Source organism: Paenibacillus terrisolis (assembly GCF_056171975.1).
In genome coordinates, this window is record NZ_JBKFGG010000032.1 from 1 (window position 1) to 15,928 (window position 15,928).

16 protein-coding genes are annotated in these 15,928 nt (G+C 52.4%); 15 read left to right on the forward strand and 1 reads right to left on the reverse strand.

Annotated elements, in window-relative coordinates; all coding sequences use genetic code 11:
* Positions 1 to 661: 661 nt before the first annotated feature.
* Positions 662 to 823 carry a hypothetical protein gene (locus ACI48K_RS20655; RefSeq protein WP_475029527.1) on the forward strand — a complete coding sequence of 54 codons (162 nt, stop codon included), beginning with the start codon at positions 662 to 664 and terminating at the stop codon, positions 821 to 823.
* Between the two features lie 52 nt (positions 824 to 875).
* Here ACI48K_RS20655 and lexA read toward each other — a convergent pair whose 3' ends face one another.
* Positions 876 to 1,502: a transcriptional repressor LexA gene (gene lexA, locus ACI48K_RS20660; protein WP_475029528.1), complete on the reverse strand. Its 627-nt coding sequence runs from the start codon at positions 1,500 to 1,502 to the stop codon at positions 876 to 878.
* Positions 1,503 to 1,695: 193 nt separating this feature from the next.
* Here lexA and ACI48K_RS20665 point away from each other — a divergent pair, with 193 nt between their 5' ends.
* The 14 genes from ACI48K_RS20665 to ACI48K_RS20730 all read left to right on the forward strand — a co-directional run bounded on the left by ACI48K_RS20665 (position 1,696) and on the right by ACI48K_RS20730 (position 15,915).
* Positions 1,696 to 2,058, forward strand: a complete 363-nt coding sequence (locus ACI48K_RS20665) for a LysM peptidoglycan-binding domain-containing protein (RefSeq protein ID WP_475029529.1) — start codon at positions 1,696 to 1,698, stop codon at positions 2,056 to 2,058.
* Positions 2,059 to 2,287: 229 nt separating this feature from the next.
* The gene (locus ACI48K_RS20670; RefSeq protein ID WP_475029530.1) at positions 2,288 to 2,461 is read left to right on the forward strand and encodes a DUF896 domain-containing protein; all 174 of its coding nucleotides are present in this window, start codon (positions 2,288 to 2,290) and stop codon (positions 2,459 to 2,461) included.
* A 13-nt stretch (positions 2,462 to 2,474) separates the two neighbouring features.
* A complete protein-coding gene (locus tag ACI48K_RS20675) occupies positions 2,475 to 3,011 on the forward strand; it encodes a hypothetical protein (protein WP_475029531.1) in 537 nt (178 codons plus the stop codon).
* Positions 3,012 to 3,060: 49 nt separating this feature from the next.
* A complete protein-coding gene (locus tag ACI48K_RS20680) occupies positions 3,061 to 3,855 on the forward strand; it encodes an HAD family hydrolase (RefSeq protein ID WP_475029532.1) in 795 nt (264 codons plus the stop codon).
* Positions 3,856 to 3,947: 92 nt separating this feature from the next.
* On the forward strand, positions 3,948 to 4,358 hold the full coding sequence (locus ACI48K_RS20685) for a FixH family protein (protein ID WP_475029533.1): 411 nt from the start codon (positions 3,948 to 3,950) through the stop codon (positions 4,356 to 4,358).
* Positions 4,359 to 4,620: 262 nt separating this feature from the next.
* Positions 4,621 to 8,058: a methionine synthase gene (gene metH, locus ACI48K_RS20690; protein ID WP_475029534.1), complete on the forward strand. Its 3,438-nt coding sequence runs from the start codon at positions 4,621 to 4,623 to the stop codon at positions 8,056 to 8,058.
* Between the two features lie 117 nt (positions 8,059 to 8,175).
* Positions 8,176 to 9,111 (forward strand): ribonuclease Z, encoded by a 936-nt coding sequence (gene rnz / locus ACI48K_RS20695; protein WP_475029535.1) that lies wholly within the window; start codon positions 8,176 to 8,178, stop codon positions 9,109 to 9,111.
* A gap of 215 nt (positions 9,112 to 9,326) precedes the next feature.
* Positions 9,327 to 10,118: a TIGR01457 family HAD-type hydrolase gene (locus tag ACI48K_RS20700; RefSeq protein WP_475029536.1), complete on the forward strand. Its 792-nt coding sequence runs from the start codon at positions 9,327 to 9,329 to the stop codon at positions 10,116 to 10,118.
* A 53-nt stretch (positions 10,119 to 10,171) separates the two neighbouring features.
* Positions 10,172 to 10,990, forward strand: coding sequence for an Fpg/Nei family DNA glycosylase (locus ACI48K_RS20705; RefSeq protein WP_475029537.1), 819 nt, complete (start codon positions 10,172 to 10,174; stop codon positions 10,988 to 10,990).
* Positions 10,980 to 11,828 carry a deoxyribonuclease IV gene (locus ACI48K_RS20710; protein ID WP_475029538.1) on the forward strand — a complete coding sequence of 283 codons (849 nt, stop codon included), beginning with the start codon at positions 10,980 to 10,982 and terminating at the stop codon, positions 11,826 to 11,828. The genes ACI48K_RS20705 and ACI48K_RS20710 overlap by 11 nt, the downstream gene beginning before the upstream one ends.
* A 41-nt stretch (positions 11,829 to 11,869) precedes the next feature.
* Positions 11,870 to 12,211 carry a cyclic-phosphate processing receiver domain-containing protein gene (locus ACI48K_RS20715; protein ID WP_475029599.1) on the forward strand — a complete coding sequence of 114 codons (342 nt, stop codon included), beginning with the start codon at positions 11,870 to 11,872 and terminating at the stop codon, positions 12,209 to 12,211.
* Between the two features lie 2 nt (positions 12,212 to 12,213).
* Positions 12,214 to 13,287: an SAM-dependent methyltransferase gene (locus ACI48K_RS20720; protein ID WP_475029539.1), complete on the forward strand. Its 1,074-nt coding sequence runs from the start codon at positions 12,214 to 12,216 to the stop codon at positions 13,285 to 13,287.
* Positions 13,288 to 13,476: 189 nt separating this feature from the next.
* Positions 13,477 to 15,009, forward strand: a complete 1,533-nt coding sequence (locus ACI48K_RS20725; RefSeq protein WP_475029540.1) for a protein kinase domain-containing protein — start codon at positions 13,477 to 13,479, stop codon at positions 15,007 to 15,009.
* Complete coding sequence (locus tag ACI48K_RS20730; RefSeq protein ID WP_475029541.1) at positions 15,010 to 15,915, forward strand: SAF domain-containing protein; 906 nt, start codon at positions 15,010 to 15,012, stop codon at positions 15,913 to 15,915.
* The last annotated feature ends 13 nt before the right edge of the window (positions 15,916 to 15,928 follow it).

Here is a 15,928-nt window from a genome sequence, read left to right on the forward strand (position 1 = left end):
CGGAAGTATCTGAAACTGGTCCGACGAGGAAAACACCGGAATGTCGCGATGGCAGCGGTCGGACGCGAGCTTGTCGGGTTCATCTGGTCCATTGCCGTAGATGAATCGTAAATAAGTTGACTTCGAGCTCCAGACGGGAGTTCTCCGGTTCATCGAGCGCCAATAAAGTTGAGTTCGACCAGGGATATTCCCCCCTCCGTCACTAATGGCATGGTAGCTTGAACGAGGCAAAAGCTGGCGCCTATAGACGCCAGCCGGCAGTATAGTCATATAGCTTAGCGCAAACCGCCCGTTTGATGGCGGGGGTTATGATTTTCATTTATTTGCCTTAAGCAAATGAATCGGCATCCTTTAGAGGTGAAAGTCCAAATAGACGAGTCGAACTCTCATAACCAACCTGCGCCGCCGTTGTCAGGGGCGGTCGTAACGGCTTTAAAATTGTGATGCAAATTGAGACAAGGGAGGGACTGACACCAAACCCCGGCGTTTGCGGAGATTTGCTCCGAACACCGGTTTTTTTCATGTTAAATGGAATCGAGAATGGGGTAAGCATATATTGGAAGTAAGAACATATGCAATTTTTCGCGGAATTGGTTATGCTAGGATTAGGTACAACGAGCGATGCCGATAAACGGGTTGATTTCAAGGGAGGCTCAAAAGGATGATTCGTCAATTGAAAAGGTATCAGCGTCGGCAGAACCGACTCAAGCGCTGGTGGCTTACGGAACGTCCGGGCTTGGGGTTGGGCACGCCGGAAGAGGATAAAAAAATCAAGGCGGGTTACGGTACGGCAAAACCAAGCCTTGATATAGAGCGGGAATAACATGAAAAAGGCATCCCATATGGGATGCCTTTATTACATCGAACGCATCGAATTAGTGCAAATCGCGGAACAGGCCGATCACTTTGCCGAGAATGCTGACATGTTTGAGCCGCAGCGGCTCCATGGTTGGATTTTCCGGTTGGAGACGGATGTGATCCTTTTCCTTATAAAATGTCTTGACGGTTGCTTCGTCATCTTCGGTCATCGCTACAACGATATCCCCGTTGTTGGCGGTTTGCTGTTGTCTGACGATGACATAATCACCGCTATGTATACCGGCTTCGATCATACTGTCCCCAATGACCGACAACATGAAAATCTCGCCGTCCCCGGCATAATGCTGCGGAAGTGGAAAATAGTCTTCGATATTCTCGGTCGCCGTAATCGGGACGCCGGCGGTTACCTTGCCAACGACCGGCACGCGGGCGACGCTATGCGCGAATAGGCTGAAATTCTCGGATTCTTCCTGGCCGAGAAGCTCGATGGCACGCGGCTTGGTCGGGTCGCGGCGAATCAGGCCTTTCTTCTCCAAGCGGTCCAGATGACCGTGAACCGTAGAGCTGGAAGCAAGTCCGACGGCTTCTCCGATCTCCCGGACGGAAGGGGGATATCCTTTCATGCGGACTTCGTTGCGTATAAATTCTAGAATGGCTTGCTGCCGACTGGATACTTTTGACATAACGGATCAACCCCATTTAGTAACGTTTGGAAAAATTATAACACAGAACTGCCGTTCGTACAAACATTAGTTCTAATTATATGAGAAACAGCAAAAAAAGAGGAACAATTGTTCGAAAAAACTATTGAATCAAACAAACGTTCGTGTTATATTGAATTCATCAATAAGAACATTTGTTTGGAGTGATGTTATAATGTTAAAATACAGTTCATATCAAAGCATTTATAACCAACCTTCTTTTCGGCGTTCCAACGAGAGAAGTCTACATATGTTCGGGTTTGCCAAGAGAAAGTATGGAGTTGTTGTTTTGCTTATGATTTTGGTTATTACTTTTTCTGGGATTGTTACGGCTTTCGCTTCTTCTTCCGAGAATGGCAGCACTTCCGAATTGCCCCGTGTTGTTGTTATGCCTGGAGATACACTATGGGGGATCGCTTCCGAGCACAAGTCTTCCGGCGAAGATATTCGTGGATATATTAAGGAAATAAAACGGCTTAACGAGTTGGCGTCCAGCTCAATTCGAGCCGGAGAGGTGTTATTGCTCCCTGATAAATAAATAGGGCAATTTAGATCAGTTGCGCTTATAACTAAGAATATTTCACACGGCTGTCGTTATACGTATTCAATCTTTGGTTCAATTTACATAATAAAACGGGCTTGTTTTGGAAGCCACATTCCGCGTTGATTCATTGGGATTTGTAACGGGATGCTGGTCGCCTTGACAAGCTCTTTTTCTCATGTCAAAGTAGAAATTAATGCGATTACGAAGGGATCAGGAGGAATTTATGGACATCGATGCATTGGTTCAAAGAATTAATGAATTAGCCCGCAAACAAAAAGCGGAAGGACTCACGCAGGATGAGATGCTGGAGAGAGCGCAGCTTCGCGAAACCTACCTGCAAAATGTGAGAAGAAATTTTCGTCAGCAGCTCGAGTCAATCGAGATTGTAGATAAATAGGGGAGGAACATTCATGGCTTCGTTTGACAGAAAGGTGGAGCGCCAGCAGCTCAGAATGAACAAGAAAGGGAAAGGTCCCGCGGCTGGACGGGGGCGAGGGAACCGAAACCCTAAAACTTCTCTGGGTGCCAATGGAGACGGAGACGTATTTAAGGGGCGCAATATCATTCTGCCGGCTGCTCTTTTTGTTCTGGCTCTACTTTACGCGGTGGTTGGCATGATCGGCAGCGCCGCTGAATTGAACGGTGCGATTTATTGGCTGACGATCGTGCTTTATCTTATTTTGGGGGCGGCCATCTTTATCCGGAGACCTTATCTCCGCGTGAATAAGAACTGGCTGTATACGACGAAATTCAATCGCGACAAGCTGCTGGAGGCCGGCAACATCGGTAAAATCAAAATCTCCCGCAGCAAAATCGTGATTACGCCAAAAGGCAAAGATACGAACTGGGTGTTCTACCGTACGCGAAACCGGTTTGATACGGAAGCCATGACTACACGGCTTGAACTGTTTGCCAAAACTCATCATGTAACGATCGAAAAAGAATAGCACCTAAAAAATAAACAACCCAAGGTTATGGAGAGAGGGCTGTGAACGAATGACGATTAAAGCGGTTTGTTTTGATCTCGACGATACACTGTTATGGGATGACCGAAGTGTTAGGGAGGCCTTTGAAGCCACTTGTTTGAAAGCGCAGGAAGCAGGGGGAATCGATCCGCTCCGCTTGGAAGAGGCGGTTCGACGGGAAGCGAGAGGACTGTACGAATCCTATGAAACGTATCCGTTTACGACCATGATCGGCATTAACCCATTTGAGGGGCTATGGGCAAATTTCTCGGCCGGAGAACAGCCGGAATTTCGTCAACTCGAGCAGTTGGCTCCCGTGTACCGCAAAGAGTCCTGGCGCCGCGGGCTTCACGCTGTAGGCATAGAAGACGAGGAACTGGCTTTTGAACTGGCGGAATTGTTCGCCAAAGAGCGCCGTCTTCGTCCCCATGTATATGAAGAAACGTTTCGGGTGTTGAACGAGCTTAAAGGCAGCGTTAAGCTGTTGCTGCTGACGAACGGCTGTCCGGCGCTGCAGCAGGAGAAGATCGATGGCGTTCCCGAGCTTGCATCCTATTTCGATGAAATCGTCATTTCCGGTACCTTTGGCAAAGGCAAACCCGACCCGTCCATTTTCCGTTATGCTTTGGAACGCCTGGAGATTCAGCCGGAGGAAGGACTGATGGTCGGAGACAAGCTGACCACCGACATCATCGGGGCGCTGGGGGTTGGGATGAATTCGGTCTGGATCAACCGCACCGGGAGAATAAGAAACGGCGACATCGTCCCGGATTACGAGATCAAACACTTGTCCGAGCTTCACGGCATTATCGCGGATTTGGCGTAGGCAAGAGAGTGAGATGTTCTGGAAGAATCGGCAGTTGTCGCCATTGTAAGCGGTTTTCTACTACATTCGAATAAGAGAGGAGCAGCATGACGATGACGATGAGAAAAATCGGGCGGATCGCCGTTTTTTTGCTGCTGCTCGGGGTGCTTGGAAGCTGCGGTCCAAATCGTTCGGCCGTCCAAAGCACGGATGCGGCACTTGAGCCGATTGAGGTTCGGCTTCAGGTTACGCCTGTGGAGATTCAAACCGGCCAAAAGGTGAAGTTTGAGGCTATCGTAACGTACCAGGGCAAAGCCGTTGATGATGCGAAAGAGGTCACCTTCGAATTTTGGAACACGGCCGATTCGGAAGCCAAGCACAGCCAGACCACCGTGAAAGGCGCAGGTGAAGGCGCCTATGTGCTTGAGCACGCGTTTCAGGAGCCGGGAAGCTATCAGGTCATTTCTCACGTAACCGCCCGGGATCAGCATTCCATGCCGTCCGCTGAATTCACGGTCAAATAACACATGGGTCGACATTAAAAAGCTGCTTTGCACTTCCGATCAGGGAGCAAAGCGGCTTTTTGCATAAACATCAAATGATTAAACTGAATTTGCCGATTGCCGAACTATTCTTAGCAATCCAAACATGAATGTCCGGATTTGTTTTTCTTATTTAGCTAATGGGTTTACCTGGTTTTAATCCTATGAGATTTTTTACATCCTCTTTTCTAATACGGTCCATTCTGATAAACTAAAACATAACGTTTCGCGGGAGGGATAGATCATGAGTAAACCAAGCTTGGACTCTAGAATGAAAGAACGAATATTGATCCTTGATGGAGCGATGGGAACCATGATCCAGCAGGAGGACCTGACTCCGGCAGATTTTGGCGGTGAAGAACTGGACGGCTGCAATGAAATGCTCGTGCTTACCCGTCCTGATGTCATCCAAGGGATTCATGAAAAATATTTGGAGGCGGGAGCCGACCTGATCGAAACCAACACGTTCGGAGCCACTTCGGTCGTCCTGGCCGAATACGATATACAAGACAAGGCGCGGGAAATCAATCTGGCTGCGGCACGCCTTGCCATCGCCGCAGCGGACAAATTCAGCACCCCGGAAAAACCAAGGTATGTGATCGGAGCCATCGGGCCGACGACCAAAACATTGTCCGTCACGGGCGGCGTGACCTTTGACGAGTTGACGGGCAGCTATGAAGAGCAGGCCGCGGCGCTGATTGAAGCGGGAGTGGACGCGCTGCTTTTGGAAACCTCGCAGGATACGCTGAATGTGAAGGCGGGCAGCATCGGGATTACCCGCGCTTTTGAGAAGCTCGGGGCTACGCTTCCGCTGATGATCTCCGGGACGATTGAGCCGATGGGCACCACGCTTGCCGGCCAGAATATCGAAGCTTTTTACATCTCGCTGGAGCATTTGAAGCCGATTTCGGTCGGACTTAACTGTGCTACCGGGCCGGAGTTCATGCGCGATCATATCCGGACATTGTCCGATATCGCGAGGGCGGGCGTTAGTTGCTACCCGAATGCGGGATTGCCGGACGAAAACGGCAAATATCATGAATCGCCAGAGTCGCTGGCCCAGAAAATGTCGGGCTTCGCAGAGCAGGGCTGGCTGAATATCGCCGGCGGCTGCTGCGGAACGACACCGGCGCATATCGCGGCGCTGGCCGAGAAATTAAACGCTTATTCCCCGCGCAAGCTGGGGGGAGAGCACCCTCCCGCATTGTCCGGGATCGAGCCGGTGTATATCGAATCGGCGAATCGGCCTTATATGATTGGGGAGAGAACAAATGTTCTGGGTTCGAGGAAATTCAAACGCCTGATCGTCGAAGGCAAATACGAAGAGGCTTCGGAAATCGCACGCGCTCAAGTGAAGAGCGGCGCTCAGGTGATCGATGTCTGCGTTCAGGATCCGGATCGCGACGAGACGCTGGACATGGAACAGTTCCTTGGGCTGGTGGTCAAGAAAGTCAAGGTTCCGCTGATGATCGACACAACCGATTCGAAGGTGCTCGATCTGGCCTTGAAGTTTTGCCAAGGGAAATCGATCATTAACTCCATTAACCTTGAAGACGGAGAAGAGAAGTTCGAAAACGTTACTCCGATTATCCATAAATATGGAGCCGCAGTTGTTGTGGGAACAATCGACGAGCGCGGGCAGGCCATTACGCGTGAAGACAAGCTTGAAGTCGCCAAGCGTTCGCATGACTTGCTGGTAAACAAATACGGACTGAGCGCGGAGGACCTGATTTTCGATCCGCTTGTTTTCCCCGTCGGGACGGGGGACGAACAGTACATCGGTTCGGCGAAGGAAACGATCGAAGGCATCCGGCTGATCAAGGAAGCATTGCCGGCCTGCCATACGGTGCTGGGAATCAGCAACGTTTCGTTTGGCCTTCCGGAAGCGGGCCGCGAGGTGCTGAATTCGGTCTTTTTATATGAGTGCACCAAGGCCGGATTGGATTACGCCATCGTCAACACGGAAAAAGTGGAACGGTACGCATCGATTCCGGAGGAGGAACGGAGGCTGGCCGAGCAGCTTATTTATCATACGAACGACGAGACGCTCGCCGCTTTTGTCGCTGCCTTCCGCAATAAGAAGGTAGAGAAGCAGGCTAAAGTCGTTCATCTTACGCTTGAAGAGCGATTGGCTTCCTATGTCGTTGAAGGATCGAAGGAGGGTTTATATCCCGATTTGGATGAGGCGCTCGGGCGCTACAGTGCGTTGGAGATTATCAATGGCCCGCTGATGAAAGGCATGGAGGAAGTCGGCAGGCTGTTCAACAACAACGAGCTGATCGTTGCCGAAGTGCTGCAAAGCGCCGAAGTCATGAAAGCCTCGGTGGCCTATCTGGAGCCGTTTATGGAGAAAAACGAATCGTCGGTCAAAGGGAAAATTCTGCTCGCCACCGTAAAGGGCGATGTGCACGATATCGGCAAAAACCTGGTGGAGATCATTCTGTCCAACAACGGTTACCAGATCGTGAATTTGGGCATAAAAGTACCACCGGAGCGCATTATTGAGGCTTACCGCGAAGAAAAGGCCGATGCGATCGGCCTCTCAGGACTGCTGGTTAAATCGGCGCAGCAGATGGTGACAACCGCGCAGGATTTGCGCAACGCCGGCATCGAGGTGCCGATTATGGTCGGCGGCGCCGCACTGACGCGCAAATTTACGAAAACGCGGATCCGGCCGGAGTACAACGGAATGGTCGTTTACGCCAAGGATGCGATGGACGGCCTTGATTTGGCCAACAAGCTGATGAACCCGGAAAGCCGCGAGAAAATGCGGCTGGAGATGGAAGCGGAGCAGGAAGCCGATGCTAAAATTGCGGTAGCCGAACCTTTGCCGGAATTGACCCGGGCGGTTCGCTCGAAGATTTCCGCGGACGCTCCCGTATATATTCCGCCGGATTTGGAACGGCATGTGCTCCGCGATTATCCGGTTGGACATATCACGCCGTACATCAATATGCAGATGCTGCTTGGCCATCATCTGGGGCTCCGCGGCTCGGTGGAGCATTTGATCGCGGACGGGGATACCAAAGCGGTTCAATTGAAAGAAACGGTGGATCAGATCTTACTGGAAACGATCACGGACGGAATCGTCCGGCCGCAGGCGATGTATCGGTTTTTCCCGGCCCAATCGTCGGGCAACGACATTCTGATCTATGATCCGGAAGATCATTCGAAAGTGCTTAAAACGTTCAGCTTCCCGAGACAGAAAGTCGAGCCTTATTTATGCCTGGCGGACTTCCTTAAGCCGGTGGAGAGCGGAATTATGGATTACGTCGGATTCCTGGTAGTTACAGCGGGACATGGCGTCAGCGAGCTTTCCGAGACGTGGAAGAAGAAGGGCGATTACCTGCGCTCTCACGCACTGCAGTCGGTAGCGCTGGAACTGGCCGAAGCGCTGGCCGAGCGGGTGCATCATATGATGCGGGATACCTGGGGGTTCCCCGACCCGCAGGATATGACGATGAAGCAACGCCACGGCGCCCGGTACCAGGGAATCCGGGTATCGTTCGGTTATCCGGCCTGCCCGAATCTGGAGGACCAGGAGCCGCTGTTCGAGCTGATGAAACCGGAGGACATTGGCATCGCGCTGACGGAAGGCTTCATGATGGAGCCGGAAGCTTCCGTATCGGCGATGGTGTTCGCTCATCCGCAAGCGCAATATTTTAACGTAGACAAAGCTTGATTCATACAAGATCGATGTGTCATGGAAAGCCCTCCGAAATTCGGAGGGTTTTGGTACGATAGATACGGAAATTACGAAATTACGAGGGTTTATCGTAGAAAGGCGATGAGGAGTAGTTTGGAACTTTATTTTTTGGGAACCAACGCCGGGGTACCGTCGCTGGAAAGAAACGTCACTTCCATTGCGCTGCGGCTGCTGGATGAACGGCGCACCATGTGGCTGTTCGACTGCGGCGAGGGAACCCAGCATCAAATCCTGCGTTCCCCGTTAAAGCTGAGCAAGCTGGAGTATATATTCATTACGCATTTGCATGGAGACCATCTTTTTGGTCTGCCCGGCCTTCTTTCCAGCCGCGCTTACCAAGGCGGCGACACGCCGCTGACGGTATTCGGCCCTCCGGGATTGAAGAAGTTCATTACGACAACGCTGGATTTAAGCGAATCGCGGATCAATTACAAGCTGGATGTAGTTGAGCACAGCGGAGGCCTGTTGTGGGAGGACGATACCTTCCGCGTTGAGGCGGCGCTGCTTGAGCATCGCATTTCGAGTTATGGCTACCGAATTACGGAGAAGGATCTGCCGGGTAAACTGGATCCTGACGTGCTCAAACGATACGGAATTACGCCGGGGCCGGTGTACGGCAAATTAAAGCGGGGCGAAAGCGTGCAGACGCCAAGCGGGGAAACGCTCCATGCATCCGAGGTGCTCGGCAAACCGAAGCCGGGACGGATCGTTACGATTCTCGGGGATACGCGTCCTTGCGAAGCGGTTGTTCCGCTTGCCGAAGGAGCCGACGTGCTTGTGCACGAGTCCACGTTTTTGCACGAGCTGGCGGACACGGCGCACGCTTATCATCACAGCACGGCCCGTCAAGCTGCGGAAGCCGCGAAAGCGGCCGGCGCCAAACAATTATACTTGACGCATTTCAGCTCCCGTTACAAAACCGAAGATGAGCTTGAGCGTCTGGAGCGGGAAGCACGGGCCATTTTCCCGAACGCGTTGCTTGCCCGAGAGCATGTGCTGTTCCCCGTAAATCGAAGCGGAAATGAATAATTATTTTCCGGGAAAGCGCAGGAATTGACAGGTCGATTCAAAGTTTGCCATGGGGATACAGCCTAAATCATCCATGCTTCGAGATCTTTCGACGGGATTACTGCGCTTTGACCGTGAGTTTGACGGATCATGCCCATGACTGGGGCGGGAAATTTGCCGGCTCCTTCTTTTTCTATGTACAATAAGAACGGCCTTATAAGAAAGGGATGAATCGGATGAAAACGGCTTGGAAAGCCTTTTTAATAGACCTGGACGGAACTTTATATCATGGAACCCGTATTATACCTGGAGCGACCAAGCTGATTGCCGGGCTTCAGGCCAAATCGATACCGTATCTGTTCGTCACGAACAACGCTTCGCGTACGCCGGAGGAAGTGGCGGCCCATCTAAGGGCTATGGATATTCCGGCCTCGGAAACGGATGTCTGCACATCGGCGGAAGCCGCCGCCGAATATATCGCGGAGCAAAATCCGGGTTGCAAGGTTGCGGCGATCGGAGAACGCGGGTTGCTTGAAGCGGTAAGGAACGCCGGACTGACGCTCACGGAGGAGCGGCCGGACGTGGTGGTACAAGGCATCGACCGTTCTTTTACATATGAGACCTTAAAGCGGGCAACTCACTGGATTCGAGGCGGCGCCGAGTACGTGCTGACGAATCCCGATTTGCTGCTCCCGACGCAGGAGGGACTGGTGCCGGGAGCGGGGACGATTTCCGCAAGCATTCAGGCGGCTTCCGGCGTGAAGCCCGTTGTGGTGGGCAAACCGGGCGGTATTTTGATGAAATACGCCATCGATCGCTTGAAGCTGCAAAATGAAGAGGTTGCCATGATTGGGGATAACCTGTTCACGGATATCGCGGCGGGAGCTAATGCCGGCTGCGGGACAATTCTTGCTTTGACGGGGGTGACCACCGCAGACAATTTGCCGGACAATTTGGTTTCGGCCGGGGTGAAGCCCGATGTCGTCTGCCGTGATCTGGAGGAGGTCCGGATGCTGATTTGCGGTTAATTTGTTACCATATTGGTTTTTAAAACGTACTTATTTAGAAGGGAAGATGAATCATGCCGGAATTGCCTGAAATGGAAAACTACCGGATCCAGCTATCCAAGCAAATTTTGGACATCCCTATGACCCATATCGAAGTGAATCGGGAAAAATCGGTCAACATGTCCTCCGAGGCCTTTACCGAAGCGTTGCAAGGCAGACAAGTCATTTTCATCGAGCGGAGAGGAAAGCATCTCTTGTTTCATCTCGATAACGGGAAAAGACTGCTGCTGCACCTGATGCTGGGCGGCTTGCTTTATCTTGGCTCCGCGAATGACCGTCCCGACCGCACGACGCAAATCGAAATCACGTTCGGCGGCGATAAGATTTTATTTTTCATGGGGCTTCGTCTGGGTTACCTGCATTTGCACACCGCCAAAGAAACGGAAGAGCTGCTGGCTCATCTTGGACCTGAGCTGCTTGACCGCAGAATGTCGGAGGAACGGTTTGTCGGTCTATTCCGCAAGCGGCGCGGCAATTTGAAGACGGCGCTGCTCAATCAGGAGATCGTCGCGGGGATCGGCAACTGCTACGCGGATGAAATTGCTTTTGCGGCGGAGCTTCTGCCCTCGGCCAAGCTTCAGAATATGAGCAACGAGGATTTGTCGCGTTTGTACCATGCGGCCCGTGGGGTTCTGACGGAAGCACGCGAGGCGGGCGGGTACATGGAGATGCCGCTGACGCAAGACGACACCTTAACCGGAGGCGCAAACGACTGGTGCCGGGTTTATGATCGGGGAGGAGAGACATGCCCGCGCTGCGGCGACACGATCGTCAAAGCGGAGCTGGGCGGGCGCAAAGTGTTCTACAGCCCTGGATGTCAGCATGACCGCTGAGCTCAAAATCGGAGGCCATCTAAGCATCCGCAAGGGCTATTACGAAACGGCTAAGACCGCGCTGCAGCTTGGCGCAGGGGCTTATCAATATTTTCCGAAAAATCCCCGCAGCCTGGCCGTGAAATCGTTTGATCCGAGGGACGCAGAGCTGTGCCGGAGTTTTTGCTCGCAGCATGGGCTTGTTTCGGTCGCCCACTCGCCGTATCCCAGCAACCTGGCGGTCGACCGGAATTCGGAGGCGGTGCAATATGCTCGAACCGTAGCTTCCTTAAGGAATGATCTGGAAATCGCCGAAGCTTGCGGTTCGCTGGGTATTGTTGTTCATTTTGGCACATTTAAGGCAGGAAACCCCTTACAAGGATATCAAAATATAATACAATGTATAAATAACGTGCTATCCGGATGGAATGGAGCGGCCAAGCTGCTGATCGAAAACCAAGCCGGAGATCACGGTGATATGGGAATGACCCTGGAGGAATTGGTGCAAATCCGCAAGCTTTGTTCATCGCCGGAGCAGGTCGGGTTCTGCCTTGACACATGTCACGCTTTTGCGGCGGGGATGTGGCTTGGGGAGCGGGATGCGGAGTTTGCGGCCAAGGCGCAGGAGCTGGGATACTGGCAGGCGCTTGCCGCGATCCATCTGAACGATTCGAAATACCCGGTCCGTTCGCGCAAGGATCGCCATGCCCGTGTCGGACAGGGGCATATCGGGGAACCCGGTTTTCGCCGTCTGCTTAATCTGGAGCAAGTCGCGAGGACGCCGCTTATTTTTGAAAGCGAACCCGGTGAAGACGGAACCTATAGAGAGGATATGGAGCGAGTGAGGCGGTGGGTGTAAGCCATGTGCTGAAATACCGCGGGAAAGGAAGAACGACATTGATTCATGTATATATGGACGATTTTCGCAGGTGTCCGCTAGGTTTTGCACTGGCGCGAACCGTTGACGAATGTTTGGAGATGCTCCGCTTGGCGGAGGTCGATATATTATCGCTTGATTACGATATGGGCCCTGGGGAAAAGACCGGCACCGACATGGTTCTGGCCATGGTGCAGGAGGGACTGTACGCGCGGGAAATTTATCTGCATACATCAAGCATGTACGGCAAAAAAAGCATGTACGAAATTTTACATCAAAGCAAACCTGAGCATGTGCAGCTGCATAATGGGCCGATTCCGTTCGATCGTCTGGATGATATCGCCCGCGAGTCTGGGGGTAAATGAAGTTGAGCAAGGAATGGGATCAGGAAGAGACGCAGGTTGTCTCTTCAAAATTTATATCTACGGCAAACCATGGCTTTTTGCCTTATGCCCAGGAGGAACTGCGAAGGCTGTTCGGTTCGGTAAAAAGCACGGTGCTGATGCCCGGGGAGGTTTTTGCTGTGACGCTGCAGGCTTCGGTTGACGAAGTTACGGAGCGGATTGCCGGGGCGCAGCCGATGTTTTTGCGGCACATGTTTCCCGTGAATTGGGAAATGACCCTTGCCGATGAATCAGCCCAGGGTTCGGAGACATGGACGGAAGCGCTTACGTCAACTCTGTTGGCAGATTTGCGTTTAAAGGGGTCCAAGATCGTAATCCAAACGCGCAAAACGGAATCCGCGCTGTGGGAAGGCACGGCAGCCGAATTGAAAGATTTGCTGCAAAGCGGAATGGCGGATGGCTTAAGCGCCGATTTTGTTGTCAAGGACGCGGAATGGTGCGTTTCCGTGTTTGTCGCCAAAGATGCGATTTATGCCGGCGTTTCCCGGCCGCAGGATAATATTTCCGATTGGAACGGCGGAGCGATCCGTTTTCAAAAAGAAGAGGGCCAGATTTCGCGGGCCAAATTCAAGCTGTTGGAAGCGGAAGCGACGTTTGGGATCGATTTTGCCTCCTTCCGCGAAGCGCTCGATATCGGTGCGGCTCCGGGGGGCTGGACTTCATTTTTGCTGGAAAGAGGGCTCCGCGTCACGGCGGTCGATCCTGCAAAGATGCATCCATCGGTATTGGCGTCGCCTCGTCTTACGCATCTGAAACGAAACGCGGACAGTGTCAAATTCAAGGATAATCAGTTCGATTTGTTGGTTTGCGACATGAGCTGGAGCCCGAAACTGACGGCGAAACTCGTCACGGATCTGTTATATGCACTGGTTCCTGGAGGAACCGCCGTCGTTACGGTGAAGCTGCTGAACAAGAAACCGATGGCGTTGATTTCGGAGGTCGTCGAGATGTTCCAGGCTTCAAGAATGCAGGTACAGCGGGCGAAGCAGTTGTTTCATAACCGTGATGAAATCACATTGTATATGATTAAATATTAATGTCATTAAATTATATTTTTGAAAATAAGGCTTTACTTTTGAAGTAAAGTTGTTCTATACTGATTCCAAAATTATACAAATGACTGCTAAGGGAAAGTATCCCATATCGTTGTCTTTGGCCGAAGGCTGAAGCGTGATGTGAGAGACTTTCCCTTTTTTGCGTCTGTAAATGGAAAGGAGGATCATGGCTTGCCGTATGTTCCAAGACTGTCTCCCGGAGAGGTGCTGGTGAAGCGGTACCGCATCGAGCGGGAAATCGGGGAAGGCGGAATGAGCCGCGTGTATCTGGCTTCGGATCTGAAGCTTCCGGGCAAAATCTGGGCGGTCAAGGAAAGCGAAAGCTCGCCCGGAAGCTCCCGGATTGAAAGGGAGGCTGAACTGCTGATTTCGCTGAATCACCATCGACTGCCGCGAATCATCGATTTTATTCGGGCGGATGAGGAAGGGTACTCCTATATCGTCATGGATTACATCGAAGGAATTCATTTGGACCGGTATGTCCTGAACTTCGGCAGGAGGCTCCCTGCGGAAACATTGGCCCGGTTCGGCATGCAAATCTGCGAGGGGCTTCATTATCTTCATGAGTTTGTTCCGCCCATCGTGCATCGGGATTTAAAGCCCTCCAATCTGCTGGTCGACGGCAGAGGAGAGATTCGTTTTATCGATTTTGGAATTGCCAGAAGTTTTAAAGCGGATCAGGCGGAGGATACGGTGAAGCTCGGTACGATCGGCTTTGCCTCGCCTGAGCAGTATGGGGGCAGACAAAGCGACGGACGTTCCGATTTGTATTCGCTTGGGGCCGTGCTGCTGTATCTCGGAACCGGATGCGGACACACCGTCTGGACAGGCGATGCGGAAGAGATGTTCCGCAGGAACGGTTACTCCGAGCTTGCGCCGGTCATCAGCCGGCTGCTGCAATTTTCTCCCGAGGACAGATATGCGACAGCCAAAGAGACGGGAGGGGCTTTGCGAAGCGTCATCGGCAGATTATCCGTAGCATCCGGACCAAATTTGCATGAGCGTATGGGCGGGCGTTTCGCCCCTGAAAGCCGAAGAAACCGTGCCGCCGTCGTCGCCTTGACGGGCGTTGCTTCCGGAGTTGGAACAACGCACACCGCCATTGCCTTAGCGAACGTGTTATCACACAGCTTCGGGAAAGTTGCCGTCGTTGAGATGGACTTAAAATCCAAGGCGTTTGGCCGTTTGGGACGAGTCGCCCAGGCCAAGCAGGAAACCGCGGAAGCTGCAGCCGTCTCGCGGTTCCGGCTTGACGGAATTGACTATATCAGGGCTTTATCGAGGTCGGATTTGATCGAACTTATACATGACCGTTTCGATGTCGTGGTTTGCGATCTCGGTTCTTCGCTCCGGCCGGAGCTGATGGAGGAATTTCAAAGAGCCGACTTGTCCCTTGTAATCGGGTCCGGCGCCGAATGGCGAAGCGAAGAACTAGTGCTTTTTGCGGACGGAATCGGTCGCGGTGGCGCGAAGCGCGGCTGGATTTACTGCCTTCCGTTGGCTTCAAGCGGCTCGCTCCGCAGGCTGCGCAAAATGCTGCGTTCCCCCAACGTTTTTGCGCTTCCGCCCGAACCGGATCCTTTTACGCCCGGGGAGGAGATAAGCGCGGCGCTGCAGACCGTCTGCAGCGAGCTTTTGCCGCAGCCGGCCCGTTCGGGCCGAAGTTCCATGTTTACCAGAAACCGATGGAAAGGAAATGATTAAATGTTAAAAATCAGGCAGCGGACAAAGCAATTAATACTCAGCGGGTTAGCGGGAGCCGGTGCGGTAGGAGTTGTTTTTGCCGGCTATGCCGTGGTGCATCAACAGCAAATTCACGATGTATCGCGTTCGCTTGAACAGCGGTATAGGGGAGAAATTGACCAGCTGAAGGCCGAAAACCAGAAGAAAACCTTACAGGGCTGGGCGCCCTCCCGGGAAATTCCGGCGGGACAGCGCATCGGAACCAAGGACATGAAGGCGATATTGCTGCCGTCCGAGAGCGTCCCTTCCGATTATTTGAAAGCGCAAGAACAGATCGCCGGTAAAATCGCGAAGATCACGCTTAAACCTTCGACCTTGATCACGGAGAACCTTCTCTACGAAGCCGAGCCGGCTTCGGACGATTTGCGCTGGCGCGAAATGGGCTTTGTTGCTTTGCCCGGCGGGCTTAAAAAGGAAGAGGTGATCGATATTCGCATTCAATTCCCAACCGGTCAGGATTTTATTTTGCTGTCAAAAAAGAAAGTGGAGAAGCTCGATCCCGGTACGATCACGGTCACTCTGAACGAAGGGGAGATTTTATCGCTCTCCAGCGCCATCGTGGACGCCTATCTTCATAAAGCTTCCATCTATGCACTGGCTTATGTGGAACCAGCGCTGCAAAGCAAAGCAATTCCTACCTACCCGGCGAACGAAGCGGTTTTGGAGTTAATCAAGAAAGATCCGAATATCGTACAGCAAGCCGAGCATGCCCTAGGCGCTTCCGCGCGCAAGGTACTGGAGAGCAATTTGCTAACCTTATCGCCTCAACAAACGGCGGAATTTACCGAAACGCAGGTTGAAGCTCAGACTCAAGGGGGGGCCGCTCCATCTGAAAAAGACAGTTTTGTGTTGGACACCCCTGAATGAAAGGAGACGAAGA